Raw genomic sequence first — 23,093 nt, 5'->3', positions numbered from 1 at the left:
CCCGAGGGGCGGTGCGGGGCTACCGAGTCCGGCAGGGCTCGCCAGGGTCGCCGCCGGAGTGCACCTGGCGCTCATCACCCTGGTGGTGTGATGAAGAACATCGGCACGGGCCCCCGGTACCGTCCATCGAGTACGGGTTCCCGGCGTGCGCGCCAGTCCGCCGACTAGACTGAACTCGCTGTGCGCACCCCATCGGCCTCCTGGGCTCCTTCATGACGGACCTCACCCCGCACCTTCCGTCAACGGTGCTCGACACCCTGCGCGCCATCGTGCGCACGGCCACCCGCCTGGTCGATGCCCGCTACGGCGCGCTCGGCGTCCGCGGACACGATCGCCAGCTGGTCGAATTCATCTTCCAGGGCATCGACGACACGACACCGATCCACATCGGCCGCTCCCCCGAGGGACAGGGCGTCCTGGGACTGCTGTTCCTACATCCGGAACCGATCCGGCTGGACGATCTGTCGAAGCATCCCGCCTCCGTGGGTTTTCCGACCCACCATCCTCCGATGGGCAGCTTTCTCGGCGTCCCGGTGCGGATCGGCGAGGAGATATTCGGCAATCTCTACCTCACCGAGAAGGCGGGTGGGCAGCCGTTCACCGACGACGACGAGGCCATCGTGCTGGCGCTGGCCGCCGCGGCCGGTATCGCCATCGAGAACGCCAGGCTGTACGAGTCCGCGCGGACCAGGCAGGCCTGGATCGAGGCGACCCGCGACATCGCGACCGAGTTCCTCGCCGGCACTGCACCGGACCTGGTGCTCGCGCAGGTGGTCGCGCGCGCCCGCGCGCTGACCGGCTCGGAGCAGGCGCTGCTGGCCGTGGTCGCGCCGGCGACGCCGCCCGACGAAGCGACCGAACTCGTTGTCGCGCAATGGTTCGGCCCCGGAGCGGGCCCGCAGCGGGTACGTATCGCGGGCACCGCCACCGGCACGGCGTTCACCGAGCGCGCGCCGGTGCAGGTCGCCGATGCCGGGTCGGTCGATCTCGGCGCTCCGGTCGGCTCGGCGGGGCCCGCACTGGTGCTGCCGTTGCAGACCGCCGATCTCATGCTCGGCGTGCTGATCATCGTGCGTCCGCCCGGGTGTCCCCCGTACCCCGGCGAACTGGTCGAGCTGACCGCCGCGTTCACCGACCAGGCGGCGCTGGCCATGCAATTGGCCGAGACGCAGCGCAGGATGCGCGAACTGGACGTGCTCGCCGACCGCGACCGCATCGCCCGTGATCTGCACGACCACGTCGTCCAGCGGCTGTTCGCCGTCGGGCTCGGGCTGCGGGCCACCGCCGCGCGCACCGACGATCCGGAAGTGCGGCAACGACTTTCGACCGAGATGGACGGTTTGCAGGAGGTCGTGCAGGAGATCCGCACGTCGATCTTCGACCTGCACGGCGGCGACCCGCTGCGGCGGCGGCTCGAGGACGCGATCCGCCAGCAGACCGCCGACGGCGCGTTCCGCACGAGCGTGCGCTTCTCCGGACCGCTGTCGGTCGTGGGCGACGCCCTCGCCGATCACGCCGAAGCCGTGGTGCGCGAATCGGTCAGCAACGCGGTGCGCCATTCCGGTGGGAACAGACTGGCCGTCGAGATCACCGTCGACGACGAGCTGACCGTCCTCGTCGAGGACAACGGCACGGGCATGCCCGCGGACGTGACGCCGAGCGGACTGGCCAACCTCACGCAGCGCGCGAGCATGTCCGACGGCCGATGCACGGTGGGTCCGGCCGAGGGCGGCGGCACCAGAGTGCACTGGTCCGCGCCGCTGGCCTAGCGATCAGGCGGGTACCACGAGCGCCAGATCGCCGTCGTGCCGCCGGTACAGCAGCCCGCCGCGGCCGCTGCCCGGGTCGGTGCAGAACAGGAACGGTAATCCCTTGCGGCACAGATCCTTCGCCGCGTCAGCCGGATCGAGGCACGCGGCGGGATCCGCGTCGACGACGATCGGCGGGGCGCTCATGGCCACCTCCGGTGACCGGATCGGCGGATGGGTCGCCCCTTGGCGGACGAGCCGCACGCCGGGCTCCGCCCAGTGCACCACCGCGTCCTCACCGGTCTCGGCGTCGGTGAACAGGTGGGCGCCGTAATCCATGGCGTCCAGGATCTCGACCGCTTCGGCGGGCGTGCAGGTGGACAAGGCACACCGCTTACGGCGGACGATCGGGCGCGGCTCGCCGGCCCGGGCAAGTGGAGGTCGGCCCGGATCGGGCCAGGTCCGCGCTTCTCCCCTGGCCAGCCGGGCCAACTGGCGGTCGAGGCGCTCGGCGGCGAAGGTCACCGCGAACCCGCGCGGCCCGGTGACCTGGACCCGGGTGACGACCTCCCGGTTGCGGACATCGACCTGCACCACCATCGGCTCGGCCGCGTCGGGCGGGGCGCTCATACGTACCCGGGCGGGCGCGTCGAGATGATGTCTGCGCAGGACGCGAACGATCGCTCGCACCGCCCGCGTGACGTCCATGGCGGGCACGTCACCGCGCGTGGTCACCGCCACTTCCGGTTCCGCGGCCGTCGTCCAGTGGTCCGATGCGTATCGCAGCCCCGGTGAAACCATCCGCAATGCCCCGCTTCCCAGATTCGATCCGTCCCCCTATGCCAGCACCGCATGGGTGTCGCGAACAGGGCCGAAAGTCCCATCGGCGAAAAGCGTTGACTCCGGCGCATTCCGGGCTCGTCGAAACCGACCGGGCCGAACGTCTCCGTCGCGCATCGCGGTCGCCCGAGCGACGCTCAGGCGGCGCCGAGCACCACGACGGAGTTGTTGCCGCCCATGCCGAGGGAGAGCTTCGCGGTGAGGCCGCCTTCGAACGGCGCCGGGCCGTCCAGCAGCCGCGGATGCGCGGGCGCGACGATCGGGGCCGCGGGCACGATGCCCCGGTCGTAGCCGAGCGCGGCCACCGCCACCTCGACGGCGGCCGCGGCCCCTTGGCAATGACCGGCCAGCGGCTTCACCGCGTAGATGTGCGGGCGGTCGGCGAACAAATGCTCGAGCAGATGGTGTTCGGCGACATCGCACTGGCGGGTTCCGGTGCCGTGCGCGTTGAAATAGCGCACGTCCCCGGCGGTGACGCCCGCGTCGGCGAGCGCGCGGCGGGTGCAGTCGAGGATGTGCTCGTGCGTCGGGTCGACCGAGACGACGTGGTAGCCGTCGTTGGACATGGCTCCGCCGAGTACCGCGGCATACGGCCGATCGGCCGAACGGGTCAGGACGAACGCGACCGAGGCCTCCCCCATGCTGAACCCGCGGCTGCCCTGCTGGAAGGGCCGGCACGCGTCCAGCGGTTCGGCGTCGGTGATCGCGGCGCCGAGCCGGACGAAACTCTCCACCATGTCCGGGGTGGCCGACAGGTCGGTCGCCACGAAGAGCACGTCGTCGGCCATGCCCGCGTCCAGCCAGAGTTTCGCGGTGATCAGCGCGACGTTGGCGGAGCTGCACGCGGCGGAGACGTTCATGGCCGGACCGTGGAAACCGAACTCCTGCGTCAGCATCGAGACCGGCGTGGACGGCAGCAGCCGCAGGTAGTCCCTGGACCGGCGATCGCCCCCGTCGACGAGGTAGAAATCGCGCCAGTTCACCACGTCGCCGAGCACGATGGCGTGCAGCAGCCCGACGGTGCGGCCGGGCCGCCAGCCGCGGTCGCGCGCGTCCGCGACGGCCTCCCGCGCGGCCTCGTGCACGGCGCGTCCGTAGCGGCTGGGGCTCACCTCGGGGTCCCCGCCGTCGGGGACCAGCGCGACCCACGCGTCCTCGTCGCGCCCGGGGCCGTAGCCGCGTTGCAGCGATGCCGCCGACTTGCCGCTGAGCAAGCCTTCCCACAATCGCTCACGTCCCCACCCGTACCCGGTGATCGCGCCGATCCCGGCGATGGTCATATGATCTCGGTGCCCCGGATCGAATCGGAACCGCGTGGCGGTGTTCGGGTCGGTGCCCGGCATGTATCGCTCCTTCACCGGCTCCCCGGGCCGACCGAGCGGTCTGCCCCACCTCGACGCAGGAACCGGGTTCAGTAATGATCGCCGGATCCGACCCGAGAACGTGCCAGTACTGTGATCGAAGCAATACCGTCGACGATGTGATCTTGTACACGTCGATACAAGAATAATCCCGTGTTCCAATGGCCATAATGGGGTCGATGATCGGGGGTTCGAGTGGGTGACGACAAGCTTGCCGCCGCGGTCGACGCCGCCGAACAGCTGGCCGCGCGTTACCGCTCCCTGGTCGAACACACCCCGGACGGGATCTGCGTGCACGAGCGCGGCGTGGTGGTCTACGTCAACCCCGCGACCGTCCGCCTGCTCGCCGCCGAGAACGCCGAGGAGGTCGTCGGCCGTCCGCTGACCGACTTCGTCCACCCCGCTTCCGTCCCCTCGATGCTCGATCGGATCAGCACCCTCACCACCGCGGGCGCGGCCTCGGCGCCCACCGAGATGACGCTGATGCGGGTGGACGGCGGCACGGTCCCCGTTGAGACGGTGTCGGTGCTGACCGCCTGGCACGACCGCCTCGCCTACCAGGTGGTCATCCACGACCTCACCGCCCAGCGCCACGCCGAAGCCGCGCAGCGCAAGGCCGAGCACTACTTCACCACGGTCGTCTCCCAGTTGGAGGAGGGCGTGGTGGTGATCGATCCGGAAGGCCGGATCGAGTCGATGAATCCGGCAGCCAAGCGCATCTTCGGCACCGAAGGGCCCGACGGGCACGTGATCGGCCGCACCATCCAGTCGCTGCCGCTGGTGCTGCTGGACGCGAACGCCCAGCCGCTGCCGCCGAGCCGCCATCCGGTGGCGCGCACCCTGGCCACGGGCGAGACCATCACCGGCTACGTCTTCGGGGTCGACCGGGTGGACGGTCAGCGCCGCTGGTTGTCGGGCAGCAGCCGCCTGCTCAATCCCGGCGACCCGCGCTCGTCGGCGGTGTCCTCCTTCGCCGACATCACCGAATTCCGCGCCAGCAGAAGGCAGCTGGAGTACCAGGCCACGCACGACTCGCTCACCGGGCTGGCCAACCGTTCGCTGATCCTGTCCCAGCTGGCCGCCGCGCTGGCCAGTACCGATGAACTGTTGCCGGTGTCCACCGTGCTGTTCATCGACCTGGACGGGTTCAAGGCGATCAACGACACGCTCGGGCACGCCATCGGCGACACCGTGCTGCAGATCGTGGCCCAGCGTTTGCAGCGCGCGCTGCGCGGTGACGACATCGTCGGCAGGCTGGGCGGCGACGAGTTCCTGGTGCTGTTGTCCGGCCGCACCCGGCGCGTCGACATCGAAGCGCTGGTGAACAGACTGCGCTGCACCATGGCCGAGCCGATCATCGCGCGCGGGCACCGGATCGAGGTCAACGCCTCGATCGGCGTCACCGAACTGCGTGCGGGCGACCGGCGCAGCCCGGAGGCCGTGCTGCACGACGCGGACCTGGCGATGTACCAGGCGAAGCCGCCCGGTCACCGAGAAGGGGCCGTCACCAAGGGCCGCAGGCCCAACAGCACCCACGCGTCCTGACCGCCCCCATGATCGTCGAACACGCCCTGCTGCCGGTTCGCCCCGAGCGCGCCGCCGAGTTCGAGGCCGCCTTCGCCGCGGCGCGGCCGATCATCGCGAACATGCCCGGCTTCCGATCGCTGTCGCTGGCGCGCGGCGTCGAGTCGCCGGGCAGTTATCTGCTCCGGGTGGAATGGGACCATCTCGACGATCACGTCACCGGATTCCGCGGCTCTCCGGAATATCAGCGCTGGAAGGACTTGTTGCACCACGTCTACGACCCGTTCCCGGTGGTCGAGCACTTCACGCCGGTGCCGCTGACCGCGGCCGAGGACGCCTGCGTCGCGTCGCCCTCGACCAGACCTGCGGTTACGGCGCGGCCTGGGCAACCCCAGTAGAATCGACAACTCTGCTTTCCGAGCGTTCACCTACCCCGCCGGGTAGTGTGCTCGCGGCTCTTCGCGGTGACAAGGAGTTCAGTTTGCCCGACCTCACTCAGGACCGTGCCGCCCACGACGGCGCACCCGAGCGGACCCGCGAGACCGATCAGGAGCAGGCGTACCTGTCGGTTCTGTACGAGCGGCTGGACGAGATGCGCGCCTACGCGCGCAACCGGTTGCGCACCGTGCTGCTGGAGACCGGCGGCACCCCGCAGGCTCGCAGCGAACGGGAGTCGTTCAGCCAGCTGTACTCCGAGGACCTGGCGAAATACGACGCCGCCGAGCACGGCCTGTGTTTCGGCCGCATCGATCTCGACGGCGCGCAGGAGGCGTACCGCTACATCGGCAGGATCGGCATCCTGGACGAGAAGGACGACTACGAGAGCCTGCTGCTGGACTGGCGCGCCCCGCTGGCGCGGCCGTTCTACCTGGCCACCACCGCAGCGCCGGACGGCGTGACCCGGCGCAGGCACATCCGCTCGCGCAACCGCAAGGTCACGGCGATCAACGACGAGTACCTCGATCTCGAGGCCGCCCGCCGGGCCGGCGCCACCGACACCGACGGCGGTGTGGGCAGCGAGAGCGCGCTGCTGTCGGCGCTCAACGCCGCCCGCACCGGCCACATGAACGACATCGTCGAGACCATCCAGCACGAGCAGGACGCGATCATCCGGTCCGAGCACAAGAGCGTGCTCGTCGTGCAGGGCGGGCCGGGCACCGGCAAGACCGCCGTCGCACTGCACCGCGCCGCCTACCTGCTCTACACCTACCGTCAGCAGCTGGCCAAGAGCGGCGTGCTGATCATCGGCCCGAACGCCACCTTCCTGGACTACATCGGGCAGGTGCTGCCGTCGCTCGGCGAGACGGGCGTACTGCTGTCGACCATCGGCGATCTGTACCCGGGCGTGCGGGCGGCCCGTGAGGACTCGCTGCGCGCGGGCGAGATCAAGGGGTCGCTGGCGATACTCGAGGTGCTCAAGCAGGCGGTGCGCGACCGCCAAGAGGTGCCCGCCGAACCGATCCGGCTGAGCTTCGACGGATATCCGGTCACGCTGGACCGCAAGATCGCCACCAAGGCGCGCGGCCGCGCCCGCTCTTCCCGCAGGCCGCACAATCTGGCCCGGCCGATCTTCGCGAGCTCGGTGGTCGACGCGCTGACCGACCAGCTCGCCCGGACGATGGGCGCTGACCTCTCCGGCGGGCCCAGTCTGCTCAGCTCCGCCGACCTCACCGAGATCCGCGACGAGATGCGCGCCGACCCGCAGATCCAGGCCGCGATCGCCGAGCTGTGGCCGATCCTGTCTCCGCAGGAGGTCCTGGCCGACCTGCTCGCCGACCCGAAGCGGCTGGACCGGGTCGCGAGTTCGCTGGACCCGGCCGACCGCGCCGAACTGCTGCGGCCGGACAACGGCCAGTTCAGCGCCGCCGACGCGCCGCTGCTGGACGAACTGGCCGAACTGCTCGGCGTAGACGACACCGAGGAACGCGAACGCGCCCGCCGGCGGTGGCGCGCCCGGATCGCCGAAGCGCAGGACGCGTTGGACATCCTCACCGGCTCCGCGCCCCAGGACCTCGAGGACGACCTCGACCCGGAGATCCTGATGGCCTACGACCTGATCGACGCGAGCCAGCTTGCCGAGCGCCAGGACGTGCGCGCCCGCCAGACCACCGCGGAGCGCGCCGCGGGCGATCGCACGTGGACCTACGGCCACGTCATCGTGGACGAGGCGCAGGAACTGTCGGAGATGGCGTGGCGCATGGTGATGCGGCGCATTCCCAACCGATGGGTCACCGTGGTCGGCGACGTCGCCCAGACCGGCGACCCGGCGGGTACGTCGTCGTGGCAGCGAATGCTCGAACCGTATGTCGCGTCTCGGTGGAAGCTGACCGAACTCACCGTCAACTACCGCACCCCGGCGGAGATCATGGACGTCGCGGCCGATGTCCTCGCGGCCATCGATCCGACGGCGTCCGCACCGCGCTCGGTCCGCGAAACCGGCGTCGTACCGCAGGCATACCGGGTCACGCCCGGTGACGTGCACGCGGAGGTCGCCCGGCTCGTCGCCACCGAGACCGGGCCGGGCACCACGGCGGTCATCGCCCCGCACGCGCTGGTGGCGCGGCTGGCCGACCTCGCCGAGGATTCGGTGCGGGTGCTGACCGTGCACGAGGTGAAGGGTTTGGAGTTCGACGCGGTCTACTTGGTGGAGCCGCAAGGCATCCTCGACGAATCGCCGCGCGGGCTCAACGACCTGTACGTCGCGGTGACCCGCGCCACCCAGCGGCTCGGCGTCGTGCACAGCACGGATCTGCCCGGCGTGCTCGACCGGCTGCGCTGACGCCCTCGGCGCCCGAGAACGACGAAAGGCTCCGTGCCGCATCGCTATTCGCGAGGGCGACGGAGCCGTTCGGCTGTCGAGAGACTCAGCGCACGGTGTGCACGATCAGCACGTCCGAGCGGGATTTGCGCGCCACGTCGGAGGGCACCGAACCGAGCAGCCGTCCGGCCAGGGTGTTCAGCCCCCGGTTGCCGACGACCAGCAAGTCGGCGTCGACTTCCTTCATCAGCGCCAGCAGCGACTCCACCGGCTCGCCGACGATGGCGCGCTCGACGATGTCGGCCGCCCCCGCGGCGATCGCCTTGTCCCGGGCGATACGCAGGATCTCGTTGGTCGGGGCGGAGCCGCGCACCTGGTACGCCTCCTCCTTGAGCACGTCGGCGGCGGCGGCCACGTCGCGGTCATCGGTGGGGTAGTACGCGCAGGCCACGACCAGAGTCGCGCCGGACACGCCGGCCAGGGCGCCGGCCTTCTCGACGGCGACATACGACGAGTCCGAGCCATCGGTACCGACGACAATGGTCCGGTAGGCGGTCATTCTCTCCTCCAACTATGCGGTGGGTCGGGTGCTGCGCGCGGGTTCGTCCCGGCTTCCCGGAGCGTCGGCGCGGCGACTGGGCTCGACCATAGCGGCAAATGGTACGGAAATTTCAGAAATCGCAAGACATCACACTCGAGGTGTTCCACCATTCCCGCCGGATATTCGCCAGGGAATGCCGGAAAGACCAGACCAACCAGCGCAGACCCAATTCCCGAGACCTGTCCCTGTGAGGTGCCACAACCGTATCGAACCATGATGCGTCCGTGGGATATTCATCACAGAGCCAGGTCCGTCACACGGCGATCGGCCCGCCCCGCCGCGTGAATCACGCTCCCGGGACGGGCCGATCGAGTTGGTCCACAGCGCCGCTACGGCCACTGCCGATAGTTCGCCCAGAATATGCCGAGAATCGCTCCGATGATGTCCATGTCCTCCTCTTCCTCTTGTAAAAAGGACGCGCAATATTAGCGCGCGGAGCGGACTGCGCGGGCGAGACTAGAGATCGAAAAGCGGCCTCGTGACGGTCAATCCGAGTTCGTCGACGTGCGCGAAGAACGCGAACAGCATCAGTGCGGCGCCCGCGAGAGCGAGGTCCTTGGCGAACTGGGTCGTCTCGGCCTGCTTGATCTGCGGGTCGGTCTCCTGCCAGAACCGGTGCATCACGACAGCGGTCGGCAGCAACGCGATCACGAGCAGCAGCGAGCCGAGATCGGCCCAGATACCCAGCAGCACGCTGAGACCGCCGAGGCCGAAGAGGACGCCCGAGCCGAGCACCGCGGCCTTCGCCATCGGAACGCCTTTGCTTCGCGCGTACCCCGCCATCGCCTCGGTCTGGGTGAAATGCCCGACAGTGGAAGTCAGGAACAACACCGCGAACAGCACTCGTCCGATCAACACCACGACATCCATGTCCAGCTCCTAGTCGACTCTCCGGCAACTAAGCTCGCATCGGCATGACCTTGGCCGTGACCTCGTTGCGCAAACGCAGCGAATTCTTGGCGTACTCCAGAGGGGCCATACCCACTTCCGCGGTGAACTCACGTGAGAAGTGGGCCTGGTCGAAATAACCCAGGTCCGCGGCCAACGCGGCGAGGTCTTCGGTGCGGCCCTTGGCGAGCAGATCGGCGCCGTCCTGCAACCGATAGCGCCGCAGGACCCATTTCGGTCCCGCACCTACGTACCGGCGGAACATGCGCTGCAATGTCCGGACGGGCACATCGAATCTCTCGGTGACCTGATCGACCCTGGTCAGCTCTTGATCACCGGCCATCGCGTCGACGATGCGCAGCACCAATCGGTAGGTCGGGTCCTCGACGGCGGGATGGTCGGCAAGGTACTCCTCGACAACGCACCGGCGCCGCTCGACGGTCGGCGCGTCGAGCACCCGCTCGGTCAAGCCCGCGGTATCGGGCAGCACGTCGGCGATGGGCACGGCGCGATCGCGCAACGAGCCGACATCGAGTCCGGTGAACGCGCCGAACCCGCCCGCGCGGAAGCGGATACCGAAGGTTTCCCCTACCCCGCTGAGTTCACGGATGAACTTCGTGGTGGTCACGCCGGTGACGAATCCACCGGTGCGCATCTCGGACCGTTCGAAGGTGACGTTCACACTCGGATAGGACAGCACCTCCGCCCGGTACGGAGGCCGGCCACGCAGATCCCAGCGCACCGCCCAATACCACTCGACGTAGCGACCCACCGGTAGGCTCGGCGGCAAGCGGACCAGCGAGCGATGCTTCGCCTGCTCGTGCGGATGCAGAATCCCCTTGGTGTCGGTGGGCGCCAGCGGATGGCGAGCAACCGGCGGCTCGTCGGCGGGCGGTTCGGCGCTACGCGGCATGGTGTCGCGTTCTTACAAGACCCGACGACCAGCACCGGCGAGAGTTGTGGTCATGACGAACACAGTGAATCCCATCGCCGACGGCTACCACTCGATCACTTGTTTTCTCGCGGTCGGTGACGGCAACAAAGCCATCGAGTTCTATCGCGCCGTCTTCGGAGCCGAGGTGCTCAGTCGCAACGACCTGCCCGACGGGCAGCCCGCGCACGCCGAACTGAGGATCGGCGACTCGACCCTGCAGATGGGGATGCCGATCCCGGACAACGGCGTGCTCGCCCCGAACGGCGAATGGGTGCACACCTCGATCGTGCACTACTGCCCGGATGTCGACGCGGTGGTGCGGCGGGCCGTCGAACACGGCGCCCGCAGCGTCGAGGAGCCGCAAACCTTCGTGACCGGCGACCGGTTCGGCGTGGTCATCGACCCCTTCGGCCACCGCTGGGCGGTGCTCACCAAGGTCGAGGACGTCTCGCGCGAAGAGGCCGAACGCCGGGTGAACGAATGGATGGCCACCCAGGCCTGACGGCACGGCTGCCTCCGCGGCTGTTCGGCGAACGGCTCGCGGAGGCAGCGCCGCTGCGGCGCGGCTCAACTCAATCCGGCGGCGTCCATGCCGCGCAATTCCTTCTTCAGATCCGCGATCTCGTCGCGTAACCGCCCGGCGAGCTCGAACTGCAACTCCCGGGCCGCGTTCATCATCTGTGCGGTGAGTTCCTTCACGAGATCGGCCAGTTCGGCGCGCGGCATCGACTTGACGTCGCGGCCTTCGTACACCCCCGCGCTCACCGCGCGGCCCGGCTCGCCTTGCGCACGCCTGCCACGGCTGGCATTGCGTCCGGAGCCGCCGACCTCCACCTCGTCGGCCTCCCGATACACCTGGTCGAGGATGTCGGCGATCTTCTTGCGCAGAGGCTTGGGATCGATGCCCATTTCCTCGTTGTAGGCGACCTGCTTCGCGCGACGGCGCTCGGTCTCGTCGATGGCGTACTGCATCGAATCGGTGATCTTGTCCGCGTACATGTGCACTTCACCGGAGACGTTGCGCGCCGCGCGGCCGATCGTCTGGATCAGTGCGGTGGTGCTGCGCAGGAATCCCTCCTTGTCCGCGTCGAGGATCGCCACCAGCGACACCTCGGGCAGGTCGAGACCCTCGCGCAGCAGGTTGATGCCCACCAGTACGTCGTATTCGCCGAGCCGCAGCTGCCGCAACAACTCGACGCGGCGCAGCGTGTCGATCTCGGAGTGCAGGTAGCGCACCCTGACCCCCAGCCCGAGCAAGTAGTCGGTGAGGTCCTCGGCCATCTTCTTCGTGAGCGTGGTGACCAGAACGCGCTCGTCGCGCTCGGTGCGCTGCCTGATCTCGTGGATCAGATCGTCGATCTGCCCCTTCGTCGGCTTCACCACGACCTTGGGATCGACCAAGCCGGTCGGCCGGATGACCTGCTCGACCACTTCACCGCCGGTCTGCCCCAGCTCGTACGGACCCGGAGTGGCCGACAGGTAGACCGTCTGCCCGATGCGATCGGCGAACTCCTCCCAGGTCAGCGGCCGGTTGTCCACCGCGGACGGCAACCGGAAGCCGTATTCCACCAGGTTGCGCTTGCGGGACATGTCGCCCTCGTACATACCGCCGATCTGGGGAACGGTGTTGTGCGACTCGTCGATGACGAGCAGGAAGTCCTCCGGGAAGTAGTCCAGCAGCGTCGCAGGCGCCGAACCGGCCGGACGGCCGTCGATGTGGCGCGAGTAGTTCTCGATGCCGGAGCAGAACCCGACCTGGCGGATCATCTCCAAGTCGTACTGGGTGCGCATGCGCAGCCGCTGCGCCTCGAGCAATTTCCCCTGGCGTTCCAGCTCGGCGAGCCGCTGCTCCAGCTCGGCCTCGATATCGCGCACCGCGCGCTCCATCCGCTCCGGCCCCGCCACGTAGTGGGTGGCGGGGAAGATCCGCAGCATGTCCACCTGGCGGACCACGTCGCCGGTGAGCGGGTGCAGGTAGTACAGCGCCTCGATCTCGTCGCCGAAGAACTCGATACGGACGGCGAGTTCCTCATAGGACGGAATGATCTCCACGGTGTCGCCGCGCACCCGGAACGAGCCGCGGGTGAACGCCATGTCGTTGCGGGTGTACTGCACGTCCACCAGCAGCCGCAGCAGCGCGTCCCGATCGAGCTCGGTGCCGACCTGCAACTGCACCGACCGGTCGAGATACGACTGCGGCGTGCCGAGACCGTAGATGCACGACACGGAGGCGACCACCACCACGTCGCGCCGGGACAGCAGGCTGGAGGTCGCCGAATGGCGCAGCCGCTCGACATCGTCGTTGATCGAGCTGTCCTTCTCGATGTAGGTGTCGGTCTGCGCGATGTACGCCTCGGGTTGGTAGTAGTCGTAGTAGGAGACGAAGTACTCCACGGCGTTGTTCGGCAGCATCTCGCGCAGCTCGTTGGCCAGCTGGGCGGCGAGCGTCTTGTTCGGCGCCATCACCAGCGTCGGCCGCTGCAACCGCTCGATCAGCCAGGCCGTGGTGGCCGACTTTCCCGTACCGGTGGCGCCGAGCAGTACCACGTCGCGCTCTCCCGCTCTGATCCTGCGCTCGAGCTCGGCGATCGCGGCGGGCTGGTCGCCCGCGGGCTGGTGATCACTGACCACCTCGAACCGGCCGCCGACACGCTGGATCTCGCCGACCGGGCGGAACTCCGAGTGCGCCAGCGGTTGCTCGGCGGCCCTGTCCTCGTAGCCCTCCGCCGGGATCTCGGTTGCGAATGCCATGCCCACCAGCGTAGGCCCACTCACCGACAGATTCCCGGGGCGGCGGGCGGCCACGAATCGACGAACTGCTCGCCGGACCGGTCGGCGCGGCAACAAACGCATCGGGCCTCCGAGCCGGCCACGGCGACGCCGAAGCGGCAGGCCGCGCACGAGCACCGCGTCGAGGACCGGCCGGCCGGCCACGGCGTCACGCTCACCTGATGTAGCTCGCGGATTACTGCGTCCGACTCGACGGGCCGGGGGCGACGGTAGATTCTTGAGGCATGACGCAGGCACCTATCGTGGACGTGCACCGGCCCAAAGTCGAGTACTTCAACATCGCGGACCTGACGAACACGGATCCGAAGGGATTCGTACGCCCGGTCGAGAAGTACCGCGTCGAGCCGTGGGGCCTGTACATGGCGCGTACCTCGGACCATTCGCAGTTCCATTACATCGAGTCCTGGCTGCTGCCGAAGCTGCACCTGCGCGCGACCATCTTCCACTATCTCCCCGCCCACCGGCGCGACCAGGACTACTACCTCGACGTCGGTGACTTCAGGGTGGTCGCCCCGAAGAAGTGGATGGCCGTCGACCACTACCTCGACATCATCGTGCGCTCGTCCCGCGACACCCAGTTGCTGGACGTCGACGAACTGCTGGCCGCACACACCGCGGGACTGATCTCCCTCGCCGACGCCGAGGCGGCCGTGCAACACGCGACCGCCGCCATCGACGGCATCGCCGCCAACGGCCACACCTTCGAAGGCTGGTTGGAGACGATGGACATCACCCTCACCTGGCTGTAGCGCCAGTCGCCCGGATGCCGTAGCCCACACACGCGGAGGCGGTCCAGTCATGGGCGATCGCGTTCCAGCACCGTCCGGGTCCTCGAAGTACCGTGCGAACTGATTCTCCACGCGCGGAACCGGCCCCGGGCAACACCCCGAACGAGCGGGCCGAGAGCTGTCTCGGTACAGCGCGAGCGGATCGCGGTCGAGCCGCACGGACTCCGACGAAGGCCGAGAACGGCCGGGGGTGAACTCGACCGTCGCCGGAGTGCTAGCCCGCCGACGTCTCCCGCCAGGCCAGAGCCCGGGGATAGGCGGCGTCGAACCACGGTTCCTTGACGTCGAGGTAGGCCGCGGTCGCCTCCGCACCGGTCAGCCCCGCCGCCTTGGCCTCGCCCTCGCGCTTCAGGGCGAGATACTCCGCGCGCGCACCGGCGTCGGCGCGCAGCCAGTCCCGCAGCAGCAGCGCGTACTGCTGACCGGGCGAGCCTTCGACCCGCACGTGCACGTTGGCCAACCGGCCGGGATCGGCATTCTGATGAAAACGCTTGGTCCACAGGCCGGTATCGATGCCGGCCGGGTCCCCCGGTGTCGGCTTGGGGTTGTCCTGGGTGACCTCCGGCCGAACCGGGAAGCCGGCGGCGCCGAGCGCGTCACGCAGGCCGTCGGCGGCGGCCAGGTCGGTGACCGTGATCTGCAGATCGATCACGTCCTTGGCGGGCAGTCCCGGCACCGAGGTGGAGCCGATGTGGTCGATGCGGGAGGCCGCGCTGCCGCAGGCGACCCACAATCGCGCGATCAGCCGCTGCGCCTGGGCCGGCCACTCCGGATCGGCGGGCACGAGCCGGATGTCGCCGCGGCGCGCGGACACACCGGCACGCAGGTTGCGCTCGAACGGCACCAAACGCTCGGCCCACAGGCGGCGAAGCTCGACCTCGACCGCCCCGGGTGCGCCACTGTTATCCAGCAACACATCGGCAACGGCTCGGCGCTGTTCGTCGGTGGCCTGCGCCGAAATGCGCGCGCGGGCATCGGCTTCGCTGACGCCGCGGAATTCCACCAAACGGCGGATACGTGTTTCGGCATCCACGTCGACGATCAGCACGAGATGCATCAACGGCGCGAGTCCGTTTTCCACAAGCAGCGGAATATCCTGCACGACAATGGCATCCGGAGCCGCGGCCGCGATCAATTCTGCGGTGCGCTTTCCGACGAGCGGGTGGGTGATCGCATTCAATTTCGCGCGCGCCGCGTCGTCCCCGAAGGCCCGCGCCGCCAGGGCCGGCCGGTCGAGGCTGCCGTCCGCGGCGAGGATGCCTGCGCCGAACGCTTCCACCAGGGCGGCCAATCCCTCGGTGCCCGGCTCGACGACCTCCCTGGCGATGAGATCGGAATCGATGACCACGGCGCCGAGGTCGGCGAGCACCCGGGCGACCGTCGACTTCCCCGCTCCCATGCCTCCGGTGAGGCCGATTCGTAACATTCGACCAGTCTCCCATCCGGACGCGGCGCGAGCGTTCGCCGCCCCGATCACGGTCGGCGACACTCGGCCGATCGGCGGTCGACCGCGCTCGACATGCGATCTCCCGCCGAATCACGAGCAATCCGCTCGATTACCCGAAGCACGCGCGCGTGCCACCACCTGCGGCACCATTTGCCCGATCCGTGACTGCGCCGAGACCGATTCGCAACAATTCCGGATGTTTACGGCTCGGCGGTGACACCTTTCCGACACGCCGAGGCAATTACTCGGGCAAAATACGCTGCCGAGCAGTTTCGTTCCGCTAATCTTCGCCGTGGCGATCCAGGCCGACACCAGCGATGCAAAGGAATACCATTGGGCACCAGAATCAACCAGACGGGTCGCCACCGTTTGGGCATGGCGGGGCGAGTGCACTGCATTCAGATTCCCGCTGTCGCGGCGGCGCTCGCCGAGCACCGTCGCTCTTGGTTCACCGCGTTCATCAGTCCCGCGCGGCACAGTTTCGCTGCCATGCGGAACCGTCCGGCCGCACCCGCGGTCCGGTGGGTACCTGCTACCGCAAGCTGAACCCGAGTTCGAAGTGGCCCAGCCTCTCGCCAAGGCTGGGCCACTCTTTTGTGCGCCGAACGCGGCGCGGTGCGCGGCGGCGCAATCCGTGCGACTCACGGTCCGACCCTCGGCCGACCTGGTGTTCGCAGGAGTGAATGTAAGTACAGATGCAAGAACATTCACCCGGGACAGTCGGAATCCGCGGCCGGTATACCGCGTCTGGACCGAATTCATCGGCGGCATCTCATAAAACAGCATGTGCACTCGCCTTACGGAACTCGCGAAGGGTCCGGTGTTCAGGCCGCCCAGCGGATATTTCTCAGGATTCTCCTGCATTTTCCGGCTTCCTGCGGCGCAAGCCAAGTGAAAGAGCCATCGGCCTATCGGGCGCATTGATCCCGGAGGAATGTCGAGGAAGGCAGCCGGAAGCTCATCGTCCGACCCGAGCCGAAACGAGTGACGGCGAAGCCGACGGTGCGACGGGACGCCGAGATTCCGCATTCATAGGCGGCCGAGACATTACAAGTTTTCGAATTCGATGTTCTGCCAGCAATCTTTCGTCTTCGAGACCTTCGTCGCGGAACCCGGTGCCACGCTCTCCCGCGCGGTGCCCGCCACTCGCTGAGCCGACCCGCCTACAGGCCGAGAGACCGGACCAGGTCACGCATCTCGGCGCGGAAGAGTTTCGCCGGGTCTCGGGATTGCGGGCGCAGGTGGCCGTACACCTCGAGCGCGATCAATCCGTGCATCCTGCCCCACATGCGCAGAGCCAGAGCCAGCGCGTCCGGAGGCAGCTCCGGGAAGTCGGAACGGACGTGCTCCGCCAAGGCGGCGTCGAAATCCGACCACGCGCAGTCCCCGGCAGTCTGCGTGGCCGCGGCCCGTGGCCATGCGGCACTCGCCAGACCGACCAGCCCGGTGCAGGCACGCAATTCGGCCGCTGCGGCGGGACCACCCGGCGGCGGCCTGTAACCGGGCACCGGGTCACCATAGATGAGCCGGAATTCGGCGGGCCGCTCAACGGCCCAAGCGCGCACGCCCTCGGCCCAGGCCATGATGCGCCCGGCCGGATCTTCGACCGGTACGGCGTCGCGTGCGGCTTCGAGGCGGTCGACCAAGGCGGTGTAGACGTCGGAGATCAGCGTGGAGATCAGGTCGTCGCGGGTGGCGTAGTAGCCGTATATCGCACCCGCCGTCATCCCCATCTCGCGGGCGATGGCACGCAACGAGATCGCGTCCGGACCTCCCTCCATGAGCAGCCGCATCGCGATCGCGGTGATGTCCTCCAGCGTCTGCGCGCGCAGGCGCTCCCGGCGACTTCTGACGACCTCGGCCACGGTTGACACTCTACAGCGTTTGGCTACTATCAGCCGTGCCGCTACTGAACGGCGTGTAGTAAATGAACGTTGTTAAGGAGTAATGGTGGATATCGGAGTTTTCGGGGCTACCGGCGTCATCGGTTCGCGGGTCGTCGCCGAAGCCCTACAGCGCGGGCACCGGGTCACCGCCTTCACCCGCGACGCGGCCCGGTTCCCCGCTCGGCACGGGGACGAGACGTGGGCGGTGGCCGACTGGCTGAACGCCGAGAGCGTGGCGGCGGCGATCGCAGGCCTCGACGTGGTCGTGAGCGCGGTGAACGCGGGGCACGGCATCGCCGACACCATCACCAACGCGCACGATTTCGTGGTTGGTGCGCGAGCGATGGTCGCCGCGCTGGATCGGCAGCCGCGCGTCCGGCTGATCGCGGTGGGCGGAGCGGGCAGCCTGGAGGTGGCGCCCGGCGTACAACTGCTCGACACCGGGGACGAGTTCATTCGCAATCTCACCGAAGTGCTCGACGTCCCGGCGGAGTATGTCGAGGTGGTGCGTGCGCTGCGCGACGCGTTGAACGTCTACCGGCTGTCCAACCGCAATTGGACCTATTTGAGCCCCTCCTCGGGGCGGATCAATCCCGGCGAGCGCACCGGCCGCTTCCGGATCGGCGGCGATCAGTTGCTCGTCGGCGGCGCGGATCTCTCCGCCGAAGACGTAGCGGTCGCGCTCCTCGACGAAGCCGAGCAACCCCGCTTCATCCAACGCCGGTTCACCGTCGGCTACTGAGCGCGTACGAATCCACGGACCCCGTTTGTGTCGGACCCCTCCGGCACAATGAACATCGTCGGACGTCGAACGAGTTGCCGCCCAATGTAATCCGCAACCCGACCGAGGAGAGTCCATGCCTGAAGTCCACGCTTCGACGCCCGACCCACGTGACCCGGCGACCATCGACATCGATCGCGCGATCGAGTTGGCGGTCGAGATCGAGCGGCACCGGTATCTGCTGCACCGCGCGGTGGAGGACTACCGGTTGCGGGTCAGGCGGCGGTTCGAGCATTTGGACCCGCCGGAGCTGGAACTGCGCCTGCGTCAAGCGGAGCAGTTCATCGAGGCGCTGATGATCGACCCGATCAGGCACGGTGCGCTGGACTTGGTCGCCTACCGGGCAATTCGGGACGGTGCACCGGTCGTGTTCGATGCCGAGCGCCGGACGTATGTCCTGCGTCGGCACGGGCAGGCTCCATTGCCTATCCGCCCTGGCTTGCCGGAGCATCGGCTGGGTGTGATCGCCCGGCTGGCGGGGATCGGCCTGCGTTTGGAGGAGATCCAGGTGGTGGCGCTCACGACGGCGCAGACAGTCGCTCCGCACGAAGCGGCCGAGCGACCCGAGGAGGTGCCCGAGGTGCAGCGCGGAACGACGAAGCCTTCACGGGGGATTCGCAGGCCGCATCGCCGAAAGCGCCCTGCGGGGCGTTGATCAGAACCACAAACGACTGCACCCCAACCGGAAACCGGTTGGGGTGCAGTCGCGAATCAGCTCAGCAGATGCCGATCAGGCGTTGCCGGACAGCTTCTCACGCAGAGCCGCCAGTTGAGCGTCGCTGGCCAGCGAACCGCCGGCGGGCTCGGCCTGGCTGGCGGAGGACTGCGAACCGCTCTCGGAGGAGTAGTTCGACGCGCCGCCGCCGTTCGCGGCCTCGGCCGCGGCGTCGGCCGCCATCTTCTCCATCTGCGCGGTGTGCATCTTGTGGCGACGCTCCGCCTCGGCGTAGCGGCCTTCCCACTCCTCGCGCTGCTTGTCGAAGCCCTCGAGCCACTCGTTGGTGTCGGGGTCGAAGCCCTCGGGGAAGATGTAGTTGCCCTGCTCGTCGTAGCTGTCGGCCATGCCGTACTTCGACGGGTCGAACTCGGCGTGGTAGTCCTCGTTGGCCTGCTTGAGGCTCAGCGAGATCCGGCGACGCTCCAGGTCGATGTCGATGACCTTGACCATCGCGTCGTCGCCGACGGCCACGACCTGGTCGGGAACCTCCACGTGGCGCTCGGCCAGCTCGGAGATGTGCACCAGGCCCTCGATGCCCTCCTCGACGCGGACGAACGCGCCGAACGGAACGAGCTTGGTGACCTTGCCCGGCACGATCTGGCCGATCGCGTGGGTGCGGGCGAACTGACGCCACGGGTCTTCCTGGGTCGCCTTGAGCGACAGCGAGACGCGCTCGCGATCCAGATCGACGTCGAGCACCTCGACGGTGACCTCGTTGCCGACCTCGACGACCTCGGACGGGTGGTCGATGTGCTTCCAGGACAGCTCGGAGACGTGCACCAGACCGTCCACGCCGCCCAGGTCGACGAAGGCGCCGAAGTTGACGATCGAGGAGACCACACCCTTGCGGACCTGGCCCTTCTGCAGCTGGTGCAGGAACTCGCTGCGCACCTCGGACTGGGTCTGCTCCAGCCACGCGCGGCGGGAGAGCACGACGTTGTTGCGGTTCTTGTCCAGCTCGATGATCTTGGCTTCGATCTCCTTGCCGACGTACGGCTGGAGGTCGCGGACCCGCCGCATCTCGACGAGCGACGCGGGCAGGAAGCCGCGCAGGCCGATGTCGAGGATCAGGCCGCCCTTGACGACCTCGATGACGGTGCCCTTGACGGCCTCGTCCTTCTCCTTGAGCTCCTCGATGGTGCCCCACGCACGCTCGTACTGCGCCCGCTTCTTCGACAGGATCAGGCGGCCTTCCTTGTCCTCCTTGGTGAGAACAAGGGCCTCGACCTCATCGCCCACGGAAACGACCTCGTTGGGGTCGACGTCGTGCTTGATGGAGAGTTCACGAGAGGGGATGACGCCTTCGGTTTTATAACCGATGTCGAGCAGGACCTCGTCGCGATCGACCTTGACGATGGTTCCTTCGACGATGTCGCCGTCGTTGAAGTACTTGATCGTGGCGTCGATGGCGGCGAGGAAATCCTCGGCGGAGCCGATGTCGTTGACGGCTACCTGCGGCGAGGTGACGGTGGTGGGCATATGTCGGTTTGCTCCGGACGGATTGTGGTCGGTTGCGGACATTGGAACTTTCGGTACGCTGCGATCTCACCGCGAGGTGTGAAGACGGACACTTAGGAACGTACCGCACGCGACGCGCGTGAAACTCAGCACGGGTTGAACTCCGGTACGGCTGTACGGAAGACACTCGCGCGTTCAGCGTACGCGACCTCGGTCCGGGCGGGCAAACCGGTCGGGTCGCCACGCCGATAGTCTGATCGGCGTGTCGGAAGATCGCCATGCGCAAGCAAACGCACTGCTCGGAACGGCGGGAATAGCGCGAACCCGGATCGGATCGGCGGCCAGCAGGCTGGCCAGCCGACGATGGTGGGACGCCGATGCCGCCCAGTACCACGAGACGCACGCGGAGTTCCTCGGCGTGGAGTCGCCCGGCGGCGAGTTCGTCTGGTGCCCGGAGGGCATGCACGAGGGCGACATGCGCTTCCTCGGCGACGTCACCGGCAAGCGGGTGCTGGAGATCGGTTGCGGCTCGGCTCCGTGCGCGCGCTGGCTGGCCGGGCAGGGTGCGCGGCCGGTCGGGCTCGACCTGTCGCGCGGCATGCTCGAACGGGGGCTGGGGGTCATGGCGCGCGGCGGGCCGCGGGTGCCGCTGGTGCAGGCGGACGCGGAGGCTCTTCCGTTCGCCGACGCCTCGTTCGATCTGGCCTGCTCGGCGTTCGGCGCCGTGCCGTTCGTCGCCGATTCCGCGCTGGTGATGCGCGAGGTGGCGCGGGTGCTGCGGCCGGGCGGGCGCTGGGTCTTCTCGGTGAACCACCCGTTGCGCTGGATCTTCCCGGACGATCCCGGTCCGGCGGGGCTGACCGCCACCATCCCGTACTTCGACCGCACCCCTTATGTCGAGGTGGACGGCGACGACGTGCCCACCTACGTCGAGCACCACCGGACCATCGGCGACCGCGTGCGCGAGATCGTCGCGGCGGGATTGGTCCTGGAGGACATCGTCGAACCGGAATGGCCGGAATGGCTCGATCGCGAATGGGGACAGTGGAGCCCGATGCGCGGCGAACTCTTCCCCGGCACGGCGATCTTCGTCACGAGGAAGCCGTGAGCTTCGGATGATGCTCGTCGACCAGCTCGAGGATCGAGACCTCGTGCGTGACCAGCATCTCCTGCGACCGCGGCTGACCGGCGATCTCGCGCAGTCGCTCCCGGAACGCCTCGGCCGCGGCCATGCTGTCGAAGTCCACGTCGACGAGCACCCGATTGGGATAGTGCGTGAATCGCTGCACCCGGCAGTTGCGAGCCCCCGCCTCGGCGAGGAAATTGTCGAAGGCGTCGAACATCGGTTTCCACGTCTCGTAGTCGCGCACGACGTGGTCGATGTGCACTGTCGCGGCCATCTGTGTCCCCTTTCCGTGGGTACGGCCGAAGTTGCCGACACTTAGCAGTCTTCGCGCCGATCGGGCGGGGCACCATCTCTGATCGGTCTCGGAGTCGCCTCACTGCGACTTCGGTTTGCGCCCGGCCTGATCCAGCGCCAGGCGCAGCGCGTACTCGATCTGGGCGTTGATGCTGCGCAGGTCGTCGGCCGCCCACTTCGCGATGGCGTCGTGGACGGCCGGGTCCAGGCGTAGCAGCAGTCTCTTGCGCTCAGCCACGGGCCGCCCGCCTCAGGAGTAGAGCGAACCGGCGTTGACGACAGGCTGAGTCGGACGGTCACCGCACAGCACGACGAGCAGGTTCGACACCATCGCCGCTTTGCGCTCCTCGTCCAGCTCCACCATGCCTTCCTGCGCAAGCCGCTCCAGAGCCAGGCCGACCATGCCGACCGCGCCCTCCACGATCCGGGTTCGCGCGGCGACCACCTGGGCCGCCTGCTGCCGAACCAGCATGGCCTGGGCGATCTCGGGCGCGTAGGCGAGGTGGGTGATCCGCGCCTCCAGCACCTCGATGCCCGCCATCTCGGTGCGGTCACGCAATTCCACGGTCAGCTCCTCGGCGACCTCGGCGCCGTCACGCAGGCTGGTGCGGCCCGCCTCGTGCGCGTCGTAGGGATGCGTCGTGGCCAAGTGCCGCACGGCCGCCTCGGACTGGGTCTCGACGTACTCCTCGTAGTCGTCGACGGCGAAGGCGGCCTTGAAGCTGTCCACCACCCGGTAGACGACCACCGCGGCGATCTCGACCGGGTTGCCGTCGGCGTCGTTGACCTTGAGTTTCTGGGTTTCGAAATTCCGCACGCGCAGCGAGATGCTCTTGCGGTCGGTCAGCGGGAGCACCGAGAAGAAGCCCGGTTCGCTCACCGAGCCGACGTAGCGGCCGAAGAACTGCACCACCTTGGCTTCGTTGGGGTTCACCACGGTCAGGCCGGTCGCGAGCAACAGCAAGACGACCACCATCACCGTCGCGGCCACCGCGCCGGCCACGGCGAGGCCGTTGCCGTGGCGGGCTCCCGCGACGAAACCGAACGCCGCGGCGGCGCCGAACAGGAGCGTGAGCACGAACCATCCCAGCAGCACCAGAAAGCCGTTCAGGCGGAACGCGGATCGAAACTGCATGACATCCTCCCAATAT

General features: G+C 68.3%; 20 protein-coding genes and 1 pseudogene. 9 read left to right on the top strand and 12 right to left on the bottom strand.

Annotated elements, in window-relative coordinates; genetic code table 11:
• The first annotated feature begins 212 nt into the window (after window positions 1-212).
• Window positions 213-1,769 (top strand): GAF domain-containing sensor histidine kinase, encoded by a 1,557-nt coding sequence (locus tag GVY39_RS12805; RefSeq protein ID WP_159923891.1) that lies wholly within the window; start codon window positions 213-215, stop codon window positions 1,767-1,769.
• 3 nt (window positions 1,770-1,772) lie between these two features.
• On the opposite strand, the gene GVY39_RS12800 is transcribed toward GVY39_RS12805, so the two are convergent.
• Both GVY39_RS12800 and GVY39_RS12795 read right to left on the bottom strand, forming a co-directional pair.
• A complete protein-coding gene (locus GVY39_RS12800; RefSeq protein ID WP_236565427.1) occupies window positions 1,773-2,483 on the bottom strand; it encodes a sigma 54 modulation/S30EA ribosomal C-terminal domain-containing protein in 711 nt (236 codons plus the stop codon).
• A 242-nt stretch (window positions 2,484-2,725) separates the two neighbouring features.
• The gene (locus GVY39_RS12795) at window positions 2,726-3,931 is read right to left on the bottom strand and encodes a beta-ketoacyl synthase N-terminal-like domain-containing protein (RefSeq protein ID WP_321209887.1); all 1,206 of its coding nucleotides are present in this window, start codon (window positions 3,929-3,931) and stop codon (window positions 2,726-2,728) included.
• 213 nt (window positions 3,932-4,144) lie between these two features.
• Here GVY39_RS12795 and GVY39_RS12790 point away from each other — a divergent pair, with 213 nt between their 5' ends.
• The 3 genes and pseudogenes from GVY39_RS12790 (at window position 4,145) to GVY39_RS12780 (ending at window position 8,252) form a co-directional block, all read left to right on the top strand.
• Window positions 4,145-5,494 carry a diguanylate cyclase domain-containing protein gene (locus tag GVY39_RS12790; RefSeq protein WP_159923887.1) on the top strand — a complete coding sequence of 450 codons (1,350 nt, stop codon included), beginning with the start codon at window positions 4,145-4,147 and terminating at the stop codon, window positions 5,492-5,494.
• 8 nt (window positions 5,495-5,502) lie between these two features.
• Window positions 5,503-5,787 (top strand): annotated as a pseudogene (locus tag GVY39_RS12785) (antibiotic biosynthesis monooxygenase); the annotation flags it as partial.
• Window positions 5,788-5,954: 167 nt separating this feature from the next.
• Window positions 5,955-8,252, top strand: a complete 2,298-nt coding sequence (locus GVY39_RS12780) for an ATP-binding domain-containing protein (protein ID WP_321209888.1) — start codon at window positions 5,955-5,957, stop codon at window positions 8,250-8,252.
• An 85-nt stretch (window positions 8,253-8,337) separates the two neighbouring features.
• Here the strand turns inward: GVY39_RS12780 and GVY39_RS12775 are convergent, their stop codons facing one another.
• The 3 genes from GVY39_RS12775 to GVY39_RS12765 all read right to left on the bottom strand — a co-directional run bounded on the left by GVY39_RS12775 (window position 8,338) and on the right by GVY39_RS12765 (window position 10,633).
• Window positions 8,338-8,790 carry a universal stress protein gene (locus GVY39_RS12775; protein ID WP_043723394.1) on the bottom strand — a complete coding sequence of 151 codons (453 nt, stop codon included), beginning with the start codon at window positions 8,788-8,790 and terminating at the stop codon, window positions 8,338-8,340.
• 498 nt (window positions 8,791-9,288) lie between these two features.
• Window positions 9,289-9,702 carry a DoxX family protein gene (locus tag GVY39_RS12770; RefSeq protein WP_159923873.1) on the bottom strand — a complete coding sequence of 138 codons (414 nt, stop codon included), beginning with the start codon at window positions 9,700-9,702 and terminating at the stop codon, window positions 9,289-9,291.
• Between the two features lie 28 nt (window positions 9,703-9,730).
• On the bottom strand, window positions 9,731-10,633 hold the full coding sequence (locus GVY39_RS12765) for a helix-turn-helix domain-containing protein (RefSeq protein ID WP_159923871.1): 903 nt from the start codon (window positions 10,631-10,633) through the stop codon (window positions 9,731-9,733).
• 52 nt (window positions 10,634-10,685) lie between these two features.
• Between GVY39_RS12765 and GVY39_RS12760 the strand changes: the two genes are divergently transcribed.
• On the top strand, window positions 10,686-11,156 hold the full coding sequence (locus tag GVY39_RS12760) for a VOC family protein (RefSeq protein ID WP_159923869.1): 471 nt from the start codon (window positions 10,686-10,688) through the stop codon (window positions 11,154-11,156).
• A 65-nt stretch (window positions 11,157-11,221) separates the two neighbouring features.
• Here GVY39_RS12760 and uvrB read toward each other — a convergent pair whose 3' ends face one another.
• Window positions 11,222-13,405, bottom strand: a complete 2,184-nt coding sequence (gene uvrB / locus GVY39_RS12755) for an excinuclease ABC subunit UvrB (RefSeq protein WP_159923866.1) — start codon at window positions 13,403-13,405, stop codon at window positions 11,222-11,224.
• 263 nt (window positions 13,406-13,668) lie between these two features.
• Here uvrB and GVY39_RS12750 point away from each other — a divergent pair, with 263 nt between their 5' ends.
• A complete protein-coding gene (locus tag GVY39_RS12750) occupies window positions 13,669-14,193 on the top strand; it encodes a DUF402 domain-containing protein (RefSeq protein WP_159923864.1) in 525 nt (174 codons plus the stop codon).
• A 253-nt stretch (window positions 14,194-14,446) separates the two neighbouring features.
• Here the strand turns inward: GVY39_RS12750 and coaE are convergent, their stop codons facing one another.
• Both coaE and GVY39_RS12735 read right to left on the bottom strand, forming a co-directional pair.
• The gene (gene coaE / locus GVY39_RS12745) at window positions 14,447-15,658 is read right to left on the bottom strand and encodes a dephospho-CoA kinase (RefSeq protein WP_159923862.1); all 1,212 of its coding nucleotides are present in this window, start codon (window positions 15,656-15,658) and stop codon (window positions 14,447-14,449) included.
• Window positions 15,659-16,842: 1,184 nt separating this feature from the next.
• Window positions 16,843-17,544 (bottom strand): TetR/AcrR family transcriptional regulator, encoded by a 702-nt coding sequence (locus GVY39_RS12735; RefSeq protein WP_159923860.1) that lies wholly within the window; start codon window positions 17,542-17,544, stop codon window positions 16,843-16,845.
• An 85-nt stretch (window positions 17,545-17,629) separates the two neighbouring features.
• Between GVY39_RS12735 and GVY39_RS12730 the strand changes: the two genes are divergently transcribed.
• Both GVY39_RS12730 and GVY39_RS12725 read left to right on the top strand, forming a co-directional pair.
• Complete coding sequence (locus GVY39_RS12730; protein ID WP_159924038.1) at window positions 17,630-18,307, top strand: NAD(P)-dependent oxidoreductase; 678 nt, start codon at window positions 17,630-17,632, stop codon at window positions 18,305-18,307.
• Between the two features lie 115 nt (window positions 18,308-18,422).
• Window positions 18,423-19,001 (top strand): hypothetical protein, encoded by a 579-nt coding sequence (locus GVY39_RS12725; RefSeq protein WP_159923858.1) that lies wholly within the window; start codon window positions 18,423-18,425, stop codon window positions 18,999-19,001.
• A gap of 75 nt (window positions 19,002-19,076) precedes the next feature.
• Here the strand turns inward: GVY39_RS12725 and rpsA are convergent, their stop codons facing one another.
• Window positions 19,077-20,543 (bottom strand): 30S ribosomal protein S1, encoded by a 1,467-nt coding sequence (gene rpsA, locus GVY39_RS12720; RefSeq protein WP_063022430.1) that lies wholly within the window; start codon window positions 20,541-20,543, stop codon window positions 19,077-19,079.
• Window positions 20,544-20,784: 241 nt separating this feature from the next.
• On the opposite strand from rpsA, the gene GVY39_RS12715 reads away from it, so the two are divergent.
• On the top strand, window positions 20,785-21,630 hold the full coding sequence (locus GVY39_RS12715) for a class I SAM-dependent methyltransferase (RefSeq protein ID WP_159923856.1): 846 nt from the start codon (window positions 20,785-20,787) through the stop codon (window positions 21,628-21,630).
• Here GVY39_RS12715 and GVY39_RS12710 read toward each other — a convergent pair.
• The 3 genes from GVY39_RS12710 to GVY39_RS12705 all read right to left on the bottom strand — a co-directional run bounded on the left by GVY39_RS12710 (window position 21,614) and on the right by GVY39_RS12705 (window position 23,077).
• Window positions 21,614-21,922 carry a hypothetical protein gene (locus tag GVY39_RS12710; RefSeq protein ID WP_159923854.1) on the bottom strand — a complete coding sequence of 103 codons (309 nt, stop codon included), beginning with the start codon at window positions 21,920-21,922 and terminating at the stop codon, window positions 21,614-21,616. The two genes, GVY39_RS12715 and GVY39_RS12710, sit on opposite strands and share 17 nt — an antisense overlap.
• A gap of 99 nt (window positions 21,923-22,021) precedes the next feature.
• Window positions 22,022-22,180: a hypothetical protein gene (locus tag GVY39_RS33880; RefSeq protein ID WP_195071670.1), complete on the bottom strand. Its 159-nt coding sequence runs from the start codon at window positions 22,178-22,180 to the stop codon at window positions 22,022-22,024.
• Between the two features lie 12 nt (window positions 22,181-22,192).
• Window positions 22,193-23,077 carry an SPFH domain-containing protein gene (locus GVY39_RS12705; protein WP_159923852.1) on the bottom strand — a complete coding sequence of 295 codons (885 nt, stop codon included), beginning with the start codon at window positions 23,075-23,077 and terminating at the stop codon, window positions 22,193-22,195.
• Between the last annotated feature and the right edge of the window lie 16 nt (window positions 23,078-23,093).

The sequence above is a fragment of the Nocardia sp. CY15 genome (assembly GCF_009829295.1).
Lineage (GTDB): Bacteria > Actinomycetota > Actinomycetes > Mycobacteriales > Mycobacteriaceae > Nocardia > Nocardia sputi.
The sequence above is the reverse complement of the archived record's forward strand: the minus strand, read 5'-3'. Positions and strand labels throughout refer to the sequence as shown.

What these genes read in the sequence shown, in the direction of transcription:
- GVY39_RS12725 (WP_159923858.1), top strand. Translation starts at nt 18,423, where the DNA reads ATGCCTGAAGTCCACGCTTCGACGCCCGACCCACGTGACCCGGCGACC.
- GVY39_RS12795 (WP_321209887.1), bottom strand. Translation starts at nt 3,931, where the DNA reads ATGCCGGGCACCGACCCGAACACCGCCACGCGGTTCCGATTCGATCCG.
- GVY39_RS12760 (WP_159923869.1), top strand. Translation starts at nt 10,686, where the DNA reads ATGACGAACACAGTGAATCCCATCGCCGACGGCTACCACTCGATCACT.
- GVY39_RS12775 (WP_043723394.1), bottom strand. Translation starts at nt 8,790, where the DNA reads ATGACCGCCTACCGGACCATTGTCGTCGGTACCGATGGCTCGGACTCG.
- GVY39_RS12705 (WP_159923852.1), bottom strand. Translation starts at nt 23,077, where the DNA reads ATGCAGTTTCGATCCGCGTTCCGCCTGAACGGCTTTCTGGTGCTGCTG.
- uvrB (WP_159923866.1), bottom strand. Translation starts at nt 13,405, where the DNA reads ATGGCATTCGCAACCGAGATCCCGGCGGAGGGCTACGAGGACAGGGCC.
- GVY39_RS12770 (WP_159923873.1), bottom strand. Translation starts at nt 9,702, where the DNA reads ATGGATGTCGTGGTGTTGATCGGACGAGTGCTGTTCGCGGTGTTGTTC.
- GVY39_RS12750 (WP_159923864.1), top strand. Translation starts at nt 13,669, where the DNA reads ATGACGCAGGCACCTATCGTGGACGTGCACCGGCCCAAAGTCGAGTAC.
- rpsA (WP_063022430.1), bottom strand. Translation starts at nt 20,543, where the DNA reads ATGCCCACCACCGTCACCTCGCCGCAGGTAGCCGTCAACGACATCGGC.
- GVY39_RS12765 (WP_159923871.1), bottom strand. Translation starts at nt 10,633, where the DNA reads ATGCCGCGTAGCGCCGAACCGCCCGCCGACGAGCCGCCGGTTGCTCGC.
- coaE (WP_159923862.1), bottom strand. Translation starts at nt 15,658, where the DNA reads ATGTTACGAATCGGCCTCACCGGAGGCATGGGAGCGGGGAAGTCGACG.
- GVY39_RS12805 (WP_159923891.1), top strand. Translation starts at nt 213, where the DNA reads ATGACGGACCTCACCCCGCACCTTCCGTCAACGGTGCTCGACACCCTG.
- GVY39_RS12710 (WP_159923854.1), bottom strand. Translation starts at nt 21,922, where the DNA reads ATGGCCGCGACAGTGCACATCGACCACGTCGTGCGCGACTACGAGACG.